The organism is Variovorax sp. J22P240, from assembly GCF_030316855.1.
Taxonomy (GTDB): Bacteria; Pseudomonadota; Gammaproteobacteria; order Burkholderiales; family Burkholderiaceae_C; genus Variovorax.
On sequence record NZ_JASZYR010000011.1, the window covers coordinates 144065 to 160992 of the forward strand.

The 16928-nt window shown below is 67.0% G+C and carries 10 protein-coding genes; 6 read left to right on the forward strand and 4 right to left on the reverse strand.

Features of this window, described 5'->3' with window-relative positions; genetic code table 11:
- Positions 1-35: 35 nt before the first annotated feature.
- The 4 genes from QTI24_RS23130 to leuS form a co-directional block, all read right to left on the reverse strand.
- Complete coding sequence (locus QTI24_RS23130) at positions 36-1325, reverse strand: glutamate-5-semialdehyde dehydrogenase (protein ID WP_286603646.1); 1290 nt, start codon at positions 1323-1325, stop codon at positions 36-38.
- Positions 1326-1406: 81 nt separating this feature from the next.
- Entirely contained in the window at positions 1407-2468 is a 1062-nt protein-coding gene (gene holA / locus QTI24_RS23135; RefSeq protein WP_286603647.1) for a DNA polymerase III subunit delta, read from the reverse strand.
- A 6-nt stretch (positions 2469-2474) separates the two neighbouring features.
- Complete coding sequence (locus QTI24_RS23140) at positions 2475-2984, reverse strand: LPS-assembly lipoprotein LptE (protein WP_286603649.1); 510 nt, start codon at positions 2982-2984, stop codon at positions 2475-2477.
- Between the two features lie 5 nt (positions 2985-2989).
- Complete coding sequence (leuS, locus tag QTI24_RS23145) at positions 2990-5632, reverse strand: leucine--tRNA ligase (RefSeq protein WP_286603651.1); 2643 nt, start codon at positions 5630-5632, stop codon at positions 2990-2992.
- 112 nt (positions 5633-5744) lie between these two features.
- On the opposite strand from leuS, the gene QTI24_RS23150 reads away from it, so the two are divergent.
- From QTI24_RS23150 to QTI24_RS23175, 6 genes are all read left to right on the forward strand, one after another.
- Positions 5745-7367, forward strand: coding sequence for an alpha-amylase family glycosyl hydrolase (locus tag QTI24_RS23150; protein ID WP_286603680.1), 1623 nt, complete (start codon positions 5745-5747; stop codon positions 7365-7367).
- The gene (gene glgB, locus QTI24_RS23155) at positions 7357-9516 is read left to right on the forward strand and encodes a 1,4-alpha-glucan branching protein GlgB (protein ID WP_286603652.1); all 2160 of its coding nucleotides are present in this window, start codon (positions 7357-7359) and stop codon (positions 9514-9516) included. Before QTI24_RS23150 ends, glgB begins: the two co-directional genes overlap by 11 nt.
- Positions 9517-9530: 14 nt before the next feature.
- Positions 9531-11570, forward strand: a complete 2040-nt coding sequence (gene glgX, locus QTI24_RS23160) for a glycogen debranching protein GlgX (RefSeq protein WP_286603681.1) — start codon at positions 9531-9533, stop codon at positions 11568-11570.
- Between the two features lie 68 nt (positions 11571-11638).
- Positions 11639-12931 (forward strand): glucose-1-phosphate adenylyltransferase, encoded by a 1293-nt coding sequence (glgC, locus tag QTI24_RS23165; protein ID WP_286603653.1) that lies wholly within the window; start codon positions 11639-11641, stop codon positions 12929-12931.
- Positions 12932-12938: 7 nt separating this feature from the next.
- Positions 12939-14399 carry a glycogen synthase GlgA gene (gene glgA, locus QTI24_RS23170; RefSeq protein WP_286603654.1) on the forward strand — a complete coding sequence of 487 codons (1461 nt, stop codon included), beginning with the start codon at positions 12939-12941 and terminating at the stop codon, positions 14397-14399.
- A gap of 35 nt (positions 14400-14434) precedes the next feature.
- Complete coding sequence (locus tag QTI24_RS23175) at positions 14435-16909, forward strand: glycogen/starch/alpha-glucan phosphorylase (protein ID WP_286603655.1); 2475 nt, start codon at positions 14435-14437, stop codon at positions 16907-16909.
- Positions 16910-16928 lie beyond the last annotated feature (19 nt).

The following is a 16928-nucleotide window of genomic DNA, read 5'->3' on the forward strand; positions in this document are numbered from 1 at the left end:
AGCAACGCCGCGCATTCAATTTGGAAACACCGGGGTCAGGTTCTGACCTCACCTTGGCCGAGAACGACGTACTTGAGCGACGTCAGCCCCTCGATACCCACCGGCCCGCGCGCATGGAACTTGTCCGTGCTGATGCCGATTTCGGCACCGAGCCCGAATTCGAAGCCATCGGCAAAGCGGGTGCTGGCGTTGACCATCACGCTGGCGGAGTCGACTTCGCGCAGGAAGCGCTGCGCATTCATGTGGTCGCGCGTGACGATCGCATCGGTGTGGTGGCTCGAATAGCGGTTGATGTGCGCGATGGCTTCGTCCACCCCCTCGACCACTTTGACGCTGATCACGGCGGCCAGGTATTCCTCCGACCAATCCGACTCCACGGCATCCACGACCGATCGCCCCGGCGCGTGCAGGCCTTCGCGCAGGATCCGCGCCGCAGCCGGGTCGCAGCGCATCTCCACGCCCTTGGCAGCGAAGATCGCGCCGATTTCCGGCAGGAAAGTTTCGGCGATCGATGCAGCCACGAGCAGCCCCTCGGCCGCGTTGCACGGGCTGTACTTCTGTGTCTTGGCGTTGTCGACGATCTTCAGCGCCATGTCGAGTTCGGCCGTGTCGTCCACGTAGACGTGGCAATTGCCGTCCAGGTGCTTGATCACCGGCACTTTGGCATCGCGGCTGATGCGCTCGATCAGGCCCTTGCCGCCGCGCGGAATGATCACGTCGACGAACTCGGGCATGGCGATCAGTTGGCCCACGGCCTCGCGGTCGGTGGTCTGCACCAGTTGCACGGCATCGACCGGCAGGCCCGCCTCGGCGAGCGATTCGGACACCAGTTGCGCCAGCGCCTTGTTCGATTCGATCGCCTCCGAACCGCCGCGCAGGATCGCCGCGTTGCCGCTCTTGATCGCCAGGCTCGCGGCTTCGATGGTCACGTTGGGCCGGCTCTCGTAGATCATGCCGAAGACGCCGATCGGCACGCGCATCTGTCCGACGCGGATGCCGCTGGGCTGCTGCTTCATGCCGATCACTTCGCCGATCACATCGGACATGGCTGCCAACTGCTCGCAGCCCAGGGCGACGGTCTCGATGACCTTCGGCGTGAGCTTGAGCCGATCAACCATCGGCGCCGACAGGCCGGCGCCTTCGGCGCGGGCCAGATCCTTGGCATTGGCCTCGGCCAGCGGGCCGCCGACCGCGCGCAGCTTGCGCGCGAGAGCTCTGAGGGCCTTGTTCTTGGTGGCGGCATCGGCGCGCGCCATCTGGACGGAGGCCTGCTTGGCCTGCTCACCGAGGGTCCGCACGTACTCGGGGACATTCAACATATTCATCCCCCGGATTGTGCCGTGACCCCGAAGGTCAGCGGGCGTGAAGGGGCAGTCGTGCACCGCACTGGTGCATCGAAGGTGCCTCTAGGCGCCCTTGCCGCCCGCGCAGGCACGGCACAGCATCAACGCCAGGCGCTGCAAGGCCTGCCAGCCGTTGGCTGGCCAGTCGGGCTGCTTCAGGCCCTTGACGATGCCGTCGACCACGTGCGCCGATCGCAGCATGCGGGCGAGCGCACGGTCGTCCAAACGAGGCAGAACGCGCTCGAAAGCCCGCTCTCGCGGACCCCAGATCCGGTTTTCGCGCAGCGCCATGGGCAATGGGCGGCCAGCCGACATCGCGTCCTTCACGCGCTTCAGCGCGCGGATGTCCTCGGCCAGCGTGTAGTGCACCAGCACCTCGGCCTCGCCTTCGGCCTGCAGCCCTTCGAGCATGCGCGAGACACGCTGCGGGTTGCCGGCCAGCACGGCCTCGGACAGCTTGAAGACGTCGTAGCGTGCGACGTTGTTGACCGCGCCTTCGACCTGCTCCCAGCTCAGTTCGCCCTCGGGATGCAGCAGCGCGAGCTTCTGGATCTCCTGGTGCGCCGCGAGAAGGTTGCCCTCCACGCGATCGGCGAAGAACTGCAGCGTGCGCTGGCCCTCCTCGCCGGCCTTCACGCGCTGGCCTTGCTGTGCGAGGCGCTGCGCGATCCATTGCGGCAGCGCGGTGCGCTCGATGGTCTCGATCTGCAGACTGACACCGTTGTTCTCGAGTGCAGAGAACCAGGCGCCGGTGCGCGTGGCCTTGTCGAGGCGCGGCAGCATCACCAGCGTGAGGGTGTTGTCGTTGCCCTGCGCGGCCTCGGCGATCTGCTGCAGCGCCACACTGCCGTCCTTGCCCGGCTTGCCCGAGGGAATTCGGATCTCGACGATCTGCCGGTCTGCAAAGAGGCTCAGCGAACCACCCGCCGCGAGCACGGCGCTCCAGTCGAAATGCGCGCCGGCCACGGTGTACGAACTGCGCTCGGTGTAGCCCTGCGTGCGTGCCGCCGCACGGATCGCATCGGCAGCTTCCTGCGCGAGCAACGGCTCGTCGCCGTGGATGGCGTACAGCGGCGCCACCCGCTTGGCGAGGTGCGCGGAAAGTTGGGCCGGCGCCAGTTGCACGGGATCTCAGGCGGCTTTGATCGCGGCGAGCCGACGCAGGATCTGCTGCGCGATGTCGGTCTGCATGTCGCGGAAGAGAAGCTCTGCCTCACCTTCCTTGGCCAGCGCCGCGGTTTCGTTGTAGGTGATGTCGCGGGTCTGCTGAATCGCGGTCGGGCCCATCAGTTCCTTGCCGTTTTGCCCGCGCACCCGGAATCGAATGGTCAGTCGCAGATTGAGTTCGCGCACCTGGCCCGAGGCGTTGGTCGAGATCACGATGTTTTCGCGGCTCTCGCCCAGGATTTCGAACACGGCCTCCGCCTCGTCGGCCTGATCGGCCGGGAGGACCTGGACCGTGCCGGCCGCCCTCAGGTTGCGCCGCAGGTAGTTCGCGAACGCCGTATTGCCCGGCACGGCAATGCTGTTGAACGCGAAGTCCGGCGCCTTGCGCAATTGAAAGCCGCAACCAGCAAGCGCCAGAGAAGCCGCGGCCATGGCCAGGAGGCCACGGCGCGGCAGTGCGGTGCGTGAATTCATGCGCTTCACAGGACCACGTTCACCAGCCGGCCCGGAACCACGATCACGCGCTTGGCCGTCGCGCCTTCGGTGTGCCTGGCGAGGACTTCGCTCGCGAGCACGATCTTCTCGATCTCCTGCTTCGAGGCGGCGGCCGGCACGCGAAGCGAACCGCGCAGCTTTCCGTTGACCTGCAGCATCAGTTCGATCTCGTCCTGTTCGAGCGCGGAAACGTCGACCACGGGCCAGGGCGCATCGAGCAGATCGCCCATGTCCTTGTCGTAGCCAAGCTGCTGCCACAGCTGGTGCGCGATGTGCGGCGTGGCCGGGTAGAGGCAGCGCAGCAGGATGCCGAAGCCCTCGCGCACGGCCGCACGGTCGCCCGAATCGGCCGTGGCAGGCTTGAAGCCTTCCAGCGCGTTGAGCAGCTTCATCGCGCCCGACACCACGGTGTTGTATTGCATGCGCTGGTAGTCGTAGTCGATCTGGCGCAAGACGGTGTGCACTTCGTGCCGCAGCGCCTTGGCATCCTTGCCGAATTTGAGCGCCTTGCCGGCTGGGCCGTCATCGGCCGCCGCACCGTGCAGCGACAGACCGAAGTTCCAGACCCGGCGCAGGAAGCGGTAGCTGCCTTCGACCGCCGCGTCGTTCCACTCGAGCGTCGCCTCGGGCGGCGCGGTGAACATCGTGTAGAGCCGTGCGGTGTCGGCGCCGTACTTCTCGATCAGGTCCTGCGGATCGACGCCGTTGCGCTCGGTCTTGCCCATCTTGCCGACGCCCCCGTACACCACCCGGGTGCCGTCGGCCAGCGTACCGCCGGTGATGCGGCCCTGCGCGTCGAGCACGGGAGTGACTTCGGACGGCGGGTGGTAGTCCTTGCCGCCCTTCTCGCCACGCGTGAAGTAGATGTGATTGAGCACCATGCCCTGCGTCAGCAGCTTGCTGAAGGGCTCGTCGACCGTCACGAGGCCGAGGTCGCGCATGACCTTGGTCCAGAAGCGCGCGTAGAGCAAATGCAAGATCGCATGCTCGATGCCGCCGATGTACTGGTCCATCGGCATCCAGTACTTCGCGCCGTCGCCCACCATCGCCCCGTCGCTCTTCGGATCGCAGTAGCGCATGAAATACCACGAGCTGTCGACGAAGGTGTCCATCGTGTCGGTCTCCCGGCGCGCGGCCTTGCCGCAGACCGGGCAGACGACGCCCGCATGGAAGCCTTCGTGCTTCGCGAGCGGATTGCCGGAGCCATCGGGTACGCAATCCGTCGGCAGCACGACCGGCAGGTCCTTCTCGGGCACCGGCACGGCGCCGTGTTCTTCGCAATGAATGATCGGGATCGGCGTGCCCCAGTAGCGCTGGCGGCTCACGCCCCAGTCGCGCAGGCGCCAAGTGGTCTGCATCTCGCCCAGTCCCTTCAGGTCGAGCGCATGGGCGACCGCCTTGACCGCCTCGCCGTAGTGCATGCCGCTGAAGTTGTCGGAATTGATGGTCACGCCGCGCTGCTTGTCGGCGTACCAGTCCTGCCAGCGGTGGTAGTCGAAGTGCGGCTCGTCGTCGACCAGCACGACCTGGATGATCTCGATGCCGTACTTGTTGGCAAAGGCGAAATCGCGCTCGTCGTGCGCGGGCACGCCCATCACGGCGCCGTCGCCATAGCCGATGAGCACATAGTTGCCAACCCAGACCGGAACCTGCTCCTCGGTGATGGGGTGCGTGACGGTGAGCCCCGTGGGCACGCCCTTCTTTTCCTGCGTGGCGATTTCGGCCTCGGTCGTGCCGCCGCTCTTGCACTCTTCAATGAACGCGGCAACCTTGGAATTCGCCTTCGCGGCGTGCAGCGCCAGCGGATGCTCCGGCGCCACGGCGCAGAAGGTGACGCCCATGATGGTGTCGGCACGCGTCGTGAACACGTACATGCGGCCGCCCTGGATCAGCTCGCCCTTGTCGTCCTTGATCTTGTGCGTGAACGCGAAGCGCACGCCTTCGCTCTTGCCGATCCAGTTTTCCTGCATCAGCTTGACGCGTTCGGGCCAGCCGGGGAGCTTGTGCTGGGTGTGGTCGAGGAGTTCCTCGGCGTAATCGCTGATCTTGAGGTAGTAGCCGGGGATCTCGCGCCGTTCGACGGTCGCACCGGTGCGCCAGCCCTTGCCGTCGATCACCTGCTCGTTGGCCAGCACGGTCTGATCCACTGGATCCCAGTTGACGACCTGCGTCTTGCGGTAGGCAATGCCCTTTTGGAGCATCTTCAGGAACAGCCACTGGTTCCACTTGTAATAGCCCGGATCGCAGGTCGCGATCTCGCGGCTCCAGTCGATCGCCAACCCCATGGCCTGGAGCTGGCTCTTCATGTAGCCAATGTTCTCGTAGGTCCACTGCGCCGGCGGCACGCCGTTCTTGAGCGCCGCGTTCTCGGCCGGCAGGCCGAAGGCATCCCAGCCCATGGGCATCAGGACGTTGTAGCCGCTCATGCGCAGGTAGCGCGTGAGCATGTCGTTGATCGTGTAGTTGCGCACGTGGCCCATGTGCAGCTTGCCGCTGGGGTACGGCAGCATCGAACAGGCGTAGTACTTTTTCCTGCGCGTGTCCTCGGTCACGCGGTAGGCATCGGCGGCGGTCCAGTGGGCCTGGGCTGCGGACTCGACGTCGCTGGGTTTATAGCTGGGGTTCATTGGGCTTCGCAACAGCCCGGCACCAGGCGGCCGGGGGAAGACTGATTATCGCGGGTTGGGCAATGGCCCACTTCTCGCATGCCACAATGATTTCGAATTGACAGAGGCACGCATGGTCAAGGACTGGTGGCGCGGGGCGGTGATCTACCAGATCTACCCGCGCAGCTTCATGGACAGCAATGGCGACGGCATCGGCGATCTGCCCGGGATCACGGCCAGGCTCGATCACGTCGCCGAGTTGGGCGCGGATGCCATCTGGGTCTCGCCCTTCTTCCGATCGCCGATGAAGGATTTCGGCTACGACGTGGCCGACTACCGCGCGGTCGACCCCATGTTCGGCACGCTCGCAGACTTCGACGCGCTGCTCGCCCGGGCCCATGCACTTGGGCTCAAGGTCATCATCGACCAGGTTCTGTCCCACACCTCCGACCAGCACGCATGGTTCGCGGCCAGCCGCGCGAACCGCCAGAACCCGCAGGCCGATTGGTACGTCTGGGCCGATCCGCGGCCCGACGGCACGCCGCCCAACAACTGGCTGTCGGTCTTCGGCGGCCCGGCCTGGCAGTGGGACTCGCGCCGGCGGCAGTACTACCTGCACAGCTTCCTGACCGAGCAGCCCGATCTCAACTTCCATTGCCCCGCGGTGCAGGACACGCTGCTCGGCGAAGTGCGTTTCTGGTGCGAGCGCGGTGTGGACGGCTTCCGCTTCGACGCCTGCAACCACCAATTCCACGATGCGCAACTGCGCGACAACCCGCCCGCCGACGGCGGCACGGTCAGTACGGTGCGCACCGACAACCCCTACGCGATGCAGCAGCACCTGCACGACAAGAGCCAGCCCGAGAACCTGCTCTTCCTCGAACGGCTGCGCAAGCTTCTGGACGAATATGGCGCGGTGGCGCTCGGCGAAGTCGGCGACGAGGACGCGCCGCCCGTGATGGCCCGGTACACCGAGCATGGCAAGCGGCTGCACCTGGCATACAGCTTCAGCCTGCTCACGAGCGAGCACAGCGCGCGCCATCTGCGCACTCAGGTCGAGGCACTGGACAGCGCGCTCGCCAAGACGGGAGGCTGGGGCTGCTGGGCCGTCTCGAACCACGACGTGCCACGTGTCGCCAGCCGGTGGAATGCCGACGGCCAGGACGACACCCGCCGCGACCGCCTCTGGCTCACGCTGCTGCTGTCGCTGCGCGGGAGTGCCAGCATCTACCAGGGCGAGGAACTCGGGCTGCCCGAAGCGGAGGTGCCTTTCGAATTGCTTCAAGACCCGTATGGACGCGCCTTCTGGCCCGAGTTCAAGGGCCGCGACGGCGCCCGAACCCCGATCCCCTGGCTCGCCGACGAAGAGCACGCCGGTTTCACCAGCGGCGCGCCGTGGTTGCCCGTGTCCGACACGCACATCCCGCTGGCCATCGACCAGCAGGCGGGCGACCCGAAATCCATGCTGAGCTTCAGCCGGGCGTTGCTGCACTGGCGGCGCGGCCAGCCGCTGCTTCGCACCGGCAGCATGAAGTTCCTGGATGCACCCGAACCCTTGCTGTGGTTCGAGCGGCGGGAGGGCAACGCCTGGCTGCAGGCAGTGTTCAATCTCTCCGCCGAGCCGGCTTCATTGGCTTTGCGACAAGCACTCGCACCGATCGCGGGTGCTCCTTTCGCCGGCACGCAGCTCGAAGGCCGGACCCTCGCGTTGCCGCCCTTCGGCGTCTTCTTCGGAGAACCGCTTCATGCTCCCTGATGCCGAAGTCCGCGCCTTGATGCGCGCCGAGCACGGCGATCCTTTCGCCGTGCTCGGGCCGCACGACAGCGACGACGGCTTGTGGGTTCGCGCGCTGCTGCCGGGCGCCAAGGCCGTGGCGGTGATGCATTCCGGCTCGGGCTGGCCGCTCGCCGAACTCGACCGCCAGGGCGGCAGCGACCTCTTCGCCGGGCTCGTGCCCGCTTCGGAGGCCCGGCTGGGCTACCGCTTCAAGGTCGACTGGGGCACGCACAGCTCGCTGCTCGACGACCCGTACCGCTTTTCTTTCGTGCTCGGGGAAACCGACGTCTGGTTGCTGGCCGAAGGCACGCACCTGCGGCCCTTCGAGCAGTTGGGGGCGCACCTGCGCGAAATCGACGGCGTGCGCGGCGTCGCATTCGCGGTGTGGGCGCCGAATGCACGGCGCGTCTCGGTGGTCGGCGATTTCAACCAATGGGACGGCCGCCGCCACATGATGCGGCTGCGCCGCGAGTGCGGCGTGTGGGAGATCTTCGCGCCGCACGTGGCGCCGGGCGACAGCTACGAGTTCGAGATCCTGTCGGCGCAAGGACAGGTGCTGCGCAAGGCCGACCCCTTCGGCTTTTCCGCGCGGCTGCGGCCCGACACGGCGTGCGTCGTGCAGCCGCTGCCGCAGCCCGCGAAAGTGCCTCCCGGCCGTGCCGAAGCCAATGCACGCGGCGCGCCGATCAGCATCTATGAGGTCCATCTTGGCTCGTGGCGGCGCAAGAACGGCCATGAATGGCTCGACTACCGCGAGCTGGCGGACACGCTCGTGCCCTATGCGCGCGACATGGGCTTCACCCACATCGAGCTGCTGCCGATCAGCGAACACCCCTTCGACGGCTCCTGGGGCTACCAGCCGATCGGCCTTTACGCGCCGACCTCGCGCTTCGGCACGCCGGGCGACTTCCGCGCCTTCGTCGAGGCCGCGCACGCGGCCGGGCTGGGCGTGATCCTCGACTGGGTGCCCGCGCATTTCCCGACCGACTCGCACGGACTCGGCAACTTCGACGGCACGGCCCTGTATGAGTACGCCGATCCGCGCGAAGGCTTCCACAACGACTGGCAGACGCTGATCTTCAATTACGCGCGCACAGAGGTGCGCAACTACCTCGTCGGCAATGCGCTCTACTGGCTGGAGCGCTACGGCGTCGACGGGCTGCGCGTCGATGCGGTCGCCTCGATGCTGTACCGCGACTACAGCCGCGAGCCGGGCCAGTGGGTGCCCAACGCGCAAGGCGGCCGCGAGAACCTGGAGGCCATCGACTTCCTCCGGCGGATGAACCGCGTGGTCGGCGTCGAGCGGCCCGGCGCCGTGACCATCGCCGAGGAGTCGACCAGTTTCCCGGGTGTGACCCGGCCGCCCGAGAACGGCGGCCTCGGCTTCCACTACAAGTGGAACATGGGCTGGATGAACGACACGCTGGCCTATGCAGGCATCGACCCGGTCCATCGCAAGCACCACCACCAGAAGATCACCTTCGGGCTGATGTACGCGCACACCGAGAACTTCGTGCTGCCGCTGTCGCACGACGAAGTGGTGCACGGCAAGGGCTCGATGATCGGCCGCATGCCGGGCGACGTCTGGCGGAAGTTCGCGGGACTGCGCAATCTCTATGGCTACCTGTGGGCGTATCCGGGCAAGAAGCTGCTGTTCATGGGCGGCGAGTTCGCACAGTGGGCCGAATGGGATGCCGACCGCAGCCTGGACTGGCATCTGCTGGAGCAGGCGGCGCACCAAGGCATCCGGCGACTGGTGCGGGATCTGAACAATGTCTACCGCCATTTCCCCGCGTTGCACGAGCTTGATTGCGAGGCGCAGGGTTTCGCGTGGCTCAGCCATGACGATGTGCAGCACTCGGTGTTCGCGTTCGTGCGGCGCGCGCGAGATGGCGCATTCGTGGTGGCCGTGTGCAACTTCACACCGGTGGTGCGGCATGGCTACCGGCTGGGGGTGCCGGCCGCAGGGCGGTATCGGGAGATCATCAACACCGACAACGCGGTATACGGTGGCACCGGCGTGGGCAACGGGATGATCCAGAGCGAGGCGGCGGACTGGCAAGGGCAGGCACAGTCGCTGGTGATTTCCGTGCCGCCCCTGGGCACCGTGATGTGGGTGCTGGAATGAGTGGCCTCCGTGCCATGTCGGGCGACGGCTCTCCCTACCCGCTGGGCGCCACTCCGGGGTCCGACGGCGTCAACTTCGCTCTCGCTGCCCCCAGCGCCACGGCCGTCGAGCTGTGCCTCTTCGACACCCTGGGCCAACACGAACAGCAGCGCCTCAAGCTGGCGAAGCGCGCCAACGGCGTCTGGCACACCCGTCTGCCCAGCGCCCGGCCGGGGCTGGTCTATGGCTGGCGCGTTCACGGCCCTTGGGCTCCTCACGAGGGCCAGCGCTTCAATCCCTCCAAGGTGCTCCTCGATCCGTACGCGCGCGAGGTGGTCGGCCAGTACGGCGGCGAAGACCTGTTCCTAGGCCACGACCCTGCCGACCCGGGCCGCCGCGACCCGCGCGACAACGCCTCCATCGCGCTCAAGGCAAGAGTCACCGCGCCGATGCCTCCGGGCGGCCCGGCGCGCCCTCGCGTCGAGCCTGGAGCCCGCGTGATCTATGAAGCCCACGTCCGCGGCCAGACCCAGTTGCACCCCGACGTGCCCCCCGCCCTCCGCGGCACCTATGCCGGCCTTGCGGAACCGGCGGTGCTCGACCACCTGCAGCGGCTCGGCGTCACCACGCTGAACCTGATGCCCGTGCAGCACCGCGCCGACGAATCGAGGCTGCTCGCGCTGGGCCTGCGCAACTACTGGGGCTACAGCCCCATCGGCTGGTTCGCGCCCGAGACGCGCTACTGGAGCGGCCGGCCCGGAACCACGCCCTCGAGCGAGTTCCGCGCGATGGCGGACGCGGTGCACGCCCGGGGCATGGAACTCGTGATCGACGTGGTCTTCAACCACAGCGGGGAGACCGACGAATTCGGCCCGACGCTGAGCCTGCGCGGCATCGACAACTCGCTCTATTACCACTTGCGCCCGGACGACCGGTCGCTCTACCAGAACTGGACGGGCTGCGGCAATTGCCTGAACCTGGCCGAGCCGCGCGTGGTGCAGCTCGTCATGGACAGCCTGCGCCACTGGGTCACCGAACTCGGCGTCGATGGCTTTCGCTTCGACCTCGCACCCGTGCTGGCGCGTCGCGAAGGCGGCGAGTTCGATCCGCGCGCGCCCTTCTTCGCGGCAATCGCGCAAGATCCGTTGCTGGCGCAGGCCCTGCTGATCGCCGAGCCGTGGGACATCGGCCCTGGCGGCTATCGCCTCGGCGAATTCCCGCCCGGCTGGATGGAGTGGAACGACCGCTTCCGCGATACGCAACGCGGCTTCTGGTTGCACCGCAGCGCGGGCCTCGGCGAGTTCGCGCAGCGTCTCACGGCATCGGGCAACGACTTCAACCATCACGGCCGCGCGCCCACCGCCAGCGTCAACTTCGTCACCGCGCACGATGGCTTCACCTTGCGCGACCTGCTCAGCTACAACGAGCGCCACAACCTGGCGAATGGCGAACAGAACCGCGATGGCCATGGCCATAACCTGAGCCGCAACTGCGGGGTCGAAGGCGACACCGATGACGCGCTGGTCCTGGCCGAGCGCCGACGGCTTCAGCGCGCGCTGCTGGCTGCGCTGCTTCTCTCCCAAGGCACGCCGATGCTGCTCGGCGGCGATGAGCTCAACCACACACAGCGCGGCAACAACAACGCTTACTGCCAGGACAACGACATCACCTGGCTGGCCTGGAACCGCGCCGATGCCGGCCTGACCGCTTTCGTCGCCCGTGTGCTGGCGCTTCGCCGCGAGGCCGAGCCCCTGCGCAGCGTCCGATGGTGGCCGGCCGTGCCGCCCTCGGGCGCCGCGACGTTGCGGTGGCTGACGCCCGCGGGCGACGCCATGACCCCGGGCGATTGGGAGCGCGGTGACCTGCATGCGCTGGCGATCGTCTTCGAAGCCATCCCGCCCGCCGCTACCTGGGTCATGCTGGTCAATGCAGAGGAACGCGACGTCGGCTTCGAGCTGCCGCCGGGTCGTTGGCTGCTTCAGCTGGCGAGCGACACGGACGACGCGCTGTCCGGCGCACCACTCGACGGCACCCAGGTCTTGCGCCCCGGCAGCCTCCGGGTCGCAAAAACTTAGGAGCCAAGCGCCCGCCGGGGTGCTAGGCTGGATCACCGGGAAACGGAAAAAACCAACGGAGACATCTGATGGCCCAAATCGAGCAACCGACACTCCAGGCTCACCAACTCGTTCGCCGCACCATCGCCCTGGTGCTGGCCGGTGGACGAGGCTCCCGACTCAAGCAACTCACCGACCGACGGGCCAAGCCGGCGGTCTACTTCGGCGGCAAGTTCCGCATCATCGATTTCGCGCTGTCGAACTGCCTCAACTCCGGCATCCGGCGCATGGCGGTCGTGACGCAATACAAGTCGCATTCGCTGATGCGTCACCTGCAGCGCGGCTGGAGCTTCCTACGCGCCGAACTCAACGAGATGGTCGACGTGCTGCCGGCCCAGCAACGCGTCGGCGATGAGCACTGGTATCGCGGCACGGCCGATGCGGTTTACCAGAACCTGGACATCATCCAGACCCGATCGACGCCGCACGACTACGTGGTCGTGCTGGCCGGCGACCACGTCTACAAGATGGACTACTCGATCATGCTGACCGACCACGTCGCGCACGGCCTGGGCTGCACGGTCGGCTGCATCGAAGTGCCGCGCATGGAAGCAGTGGCCTTCGGCGTCATGGCAGTCGAAAAGGACCGCAAGATTACCGAGTTCCTGGAAAAGCCGGCCGACCCGCCCTCGATGCCCGGCAACCCCGACGTGGCGCTGGCGAGCATGGGCATCTACATCTTCGATTCCGAGTATCTCTACGAATTGCTCGAGGAAGACAACGCCAACCCGGAATCGAACCACGATTTCGGCAAGGACATCATTCCGCGCGTGGTCGCCGCAGGCCGGGCGGTGGCCCATCCCTTCGGCATGTCGTGCGTCACGCGGGCCCGGCGCGGCGCCGATGCCAAGGCCTACTGGCGCGACGTGGGCACGATTGATGCATTCTGGGCAGCCAACCTGGACCTGGCCTCCATCACCCCGGAGCTCGACATCTATGACACCGACTGGCCCATCTGGACCTACCAGCGGCAATTGCCCCCGGCGAAGTTCGTGCTCGATCGCGAAGGCAAGCACGGCATGACCGTCAACACCATCGTCTCGGGCGGCTGCATCGTCTCGGGCTCCAAGGTGAGCAGCTCGGTGCTGTTCTCGGGCGTTCGCGTGCATTCCTTCTGCGAGATCAACGAGGCGGTGTTGCTGCCGGACGTGGAAGTCGGCCGGGGCGCGCGGCTCAACAAGGTGGTGGTGGACCGCGCCTGCGTGATTCCCGACGAGATGGTGGTCGGCGAAGACCCGGCGGCCGATGCCGCGCGCTTCGAACGCACCGAAGGGGGTGTGGTCCTGATCACGCGCGAGATGCTCAAGCGTCTCGAGCCGTAGCAAGCGCATGCGGGTCCTCCAGGTCAGCGCCGAACTGTTTCCCCTGCTCAAGACCGGAGGGCTGGCCGACATCGCGGGTGCGCTGCCGCTGGCGCTGATGGCGGCGGGGCAGGACGTGCGGGTGCTGCTGCCGGGATTCCCGGCCATCGTGGCCGGGGTACGCGACGCGGTGGTGGTGAAGGCGTTCGTGGCGCCCTGGGGCGAACGCGCAAACCTGTGCTTCGGCCGCATCGTGACGCCCGGCGCGCGGGACATCGCCGCCTATGTGATCGACGCGCCGGCGCTCTACGACCGGCCCGGCAATCCTTACGAAGATCTCGCCCGCGAGCCCTACGGCGACAACCACCGGCGATTCGCACTCCTCGGCTGGGCCGCGGCACAGATGGCGCAGGGGCTGGACGCCGACTGGCAGCCCGAAATCGTGCATGCCCATGACTGGCATGCCGCGCTGGCACCGGCTTACATGGCCTTTGCGCCACCTGACGGGCGACCCCGCGTGGGCAGCGTGTTCACGGTGCACAACCTGGCCTACCAGGGCCTGTTCGCGCCTCGACATTTTCCTGAGCTTGGCTTGCCGCCGGCGGCCTTCGGCGTCGACGGGCTGGAGTACTACGGCCAGTTGTCGTTCATGAAGGGCGGACTCTGCTTTGCCGACCGCATCACCACCGTCAGCCCGACCTATGCGCGCGAGATCCAGACACCCGAGCAGGGTTGCGGGCTGGACGGCCTGCTGCGCAGCCGCTCGCACGTGCTCACGGGCATCCTCAACGCCGTCGACGATCAGGTCTGGAATCCGGCCACCGATGCGCTGATTCCCTACCGCTACGACCTGCGGCGGCTGGGCGGCAAGGCGCAGTGCAAGGCCGCGCTGCAGGAAGAATTCGGCCTGGCGCCGCAAGCCGATGCGCCACTGTTCGTGGTGGTGAGCCGGCTAACCGAGCAGAAGGGCCTGCACCTCGTGCTCGGCGGGCTCGACGCGCTGCTGGCGCAAGGCGGCCAGCTCGCCCTGCTCGGCAGCGGAGACGCGCCGCTCGAAACGGCCTTCCGGCAGCGCGCCGCCGCGGCGCCGGAATCGGTCAGCGTCACGCTGGGCTATAGCGAGGACCTGGCTCACCGCCTGTTCGGCGCGGGCGACGTCACGCTGGTCCCGTCGCTCTACGAGCCCTGCGGGCTCACGCAGATGTACGGGCTCAAGTACGGCAGCCTGCCGCTGGTGCACCGCGTCGGCGGCCTGGCCGACACCGTCGTCGATGCCACGCTGGAAGACATGGCCAGCGGTGAAGCTACGGGCCTTGCTTTCGATGACTTCGATGCCGCGGGCTATGCACGCGCGCTTCGTCGCGCCTTCGCGCTCTACCGGCGTCCGGCCGACTGGCGCGCCGTTCGCGCGAATGCCATGCGCCGCCCCGCCGACTGGGGCACTGCCGCCGCCCGCTACCTCGATGTCTACGCCGAGGCCCTGGCCTGAAGCCCGTCCGTCAGAGAACCCACGCCGCTCCCACCATGACCATCGCAGAATTCAAGTACGACCACCCCGACCGCGACGTCGCCGCCTTCAAGCGCGCCGTCGCCAACAAGCTCATCTACGCGGTCGGCAAGGACCCGGTGGCCGCCAGCCCCGACGACTGGCTGCACGCCACCGCGCTCGCCGTGCGCGACCAGATCGTCGAACGCTGGATGGGCACCACCCGCGCGATCTACGCGCAACGGCTCAAGCGGGTCTACTACCTGTCGATGGAGTTCCTGATCGGGCGCACCTTCACCAACGCACTGCTCGCCCTGGAGTTGCAGGACACGGTGAAGCAGGCGCTGGCCGACTTCGGCGTCGACATCCGCGCGGTGGCCGAGCGCGAGCCCGACGCCGCCCTGGGCAACGGCGGCCTAGGCCGGCTCGCCGCCTGCTTCCTCGATTCGATGGCCACGCTCGGCGTGCCGGGCCTGGGCTACGGCATCCGCTACGAGTACGGCATGTTCCGCCAGCGCATCGTCGACGGCCAGCAGGTGGAGACGCCCGACTACTGGCTCACGCGCGGCAATCCCTGGGAATTTCAGCGGCCCGAGGTGACCTACCGCGTGCGCTTCGGCGGCCACGTGCAGCGGCGCGAAGGCAAGGGCACGCCCTACGGCGCGGCGAACTGGGTGGACACCCACGACGTGCTGGCCGTGGCCTACGACACCATCATCCCCGGCTACGGCACGCAGGCCACCAACACACTGCGGTTGTGGTCCGCGCGTGCGACCGAAGAAATCGATCTCTCGGCCTTCAACCGCGGCAACTACTTCGAGGCCGTCGAAAGCAAGAACCACTCGGAGAACGTCTCGCGCGTGCTCTACCCCGACGACTCCACGCCGTCGGGTCGCGAGTTGCGGCTGCACCAGGAATATTTCTTCGTCAGCGCGAGCGTTCAGGACCTTGTGCGGCGCTACCTGCGCAACCACACCGACTTCGATGCCTTGCCTGACCAGGTCAGCATCCACCTCAACGACACGCACCCGGTGCTGGCCGTGCCGGAGCTGATGCGCCTCCTGATCGACGAGCATGACCTGCCCTGGGACGCGGCATGGGCCCACACCCAGAAAGTTTTCAGCTACACCAACCACACGCTGATGCACGAGGCGCTGGAGACTTGGCCGGTGGAGATGTTCGGACGCGTGCTGCCGCGCCACCTGCAAATCCTTTTCGACATGAACTCGCGCTTTCTCGCGACGGTGACGCAGGCGCATGGCCACGACGTCGAGCTGCTGCGCCGCCTGTCGCTGATCGACGAGTCCGGCGAGCGACGCGTGCGCATGGCCTACGTCGCCGTGCTCGCCAGCCATTCCATCAACGGCGTGTCGGGCCTGCACTCTGAACTCATGAAGCAATCGATCTTCGCGGACTTCGCGAAGCTGTTTCCCGAGCGCTTCAACAACAAGACCAACGGCGTGACGCCGCGGCGCTGGCTCGCGCAGGCCAATCCGCCGCTGGCGGCGCTCCTCGACACGCGCATCGGCCGCGGCTGGCGGCGCGACCTGACGCAGCTCGAAGTGCTGCGGCCCATGGCGCAGCAGCCGGCCTTCGTCCGCGCGTTCCGCCATGCCAAGCGCGAGAACAAGCTGCGGCTGGCCAACTGGATCGACGAGCATCTGCGGATCGACGTCAATACCGACGCGCTGTTCGACGTGCAGGTCAAGCGCATGCACGAGTACAAGCGGCAACTGCTCAACGTGCTGCACGTGATCACGCGCTACCACCGCATCCTGGATGCGCCGGATGCCGGTCACGTGCCGCGCGTGGTGGTGTTCGCCGGCAAGGCGGCTTCGGCGTACCACATGGCCAAACTCGTGATCCGGCTCATCAACGACGTCGCACACGTCATCAACAACGACGAGCGCGTGGGCAAGCTGCTGAAAGTGGTGTTCCTGCCGAACTACAGCGTCAGCCTGGCCGAGGTCATCATGCCAGCGGCCGACCTGTCCGAGCAGATTTCGACGGCCGGCACCGAAGCCTCGGGCACCGGCAACATGAAGTTCGCGCTGAACGGCGCCTTGACCATCGGCACGCTCGACGGCGCCAACGTCGAGATGCGCGACAGCGTCGGCGCGGAGAACTTCTTCATCTTCGGCAACACCACGCCGCAGGTGGCCGACATTCGCGCGAGCGGCTACCAACCGCGCGACATCTACGAAGCCAACCCGGAACTCCAGCGGGTGCTCGACAGCGTCCGCGACGGCGCCTTCTCGCCCACCGAACCGGCGCGCTACCAGCAGATCTTCGACGCGCTGGTGAGCTGGGGCGATCACTACCTGCTGCTGGCCGACTATGCGAGCTATGTCGAGGCGCAGGAGAAGGTCGATGCGCTGTATCGCGATCCGGATGCGTGGACGCGCATGGCAATCCTCAATGTGGCGGGGATGGGCGCGTTCTCGTCGGACCGGACGATTGCGCAGTATGCGCATGAGATATGGAAGACAAGACCTGTGGTCTTGTCTTCCTGAGCTCACCCCCAGGCTCGCG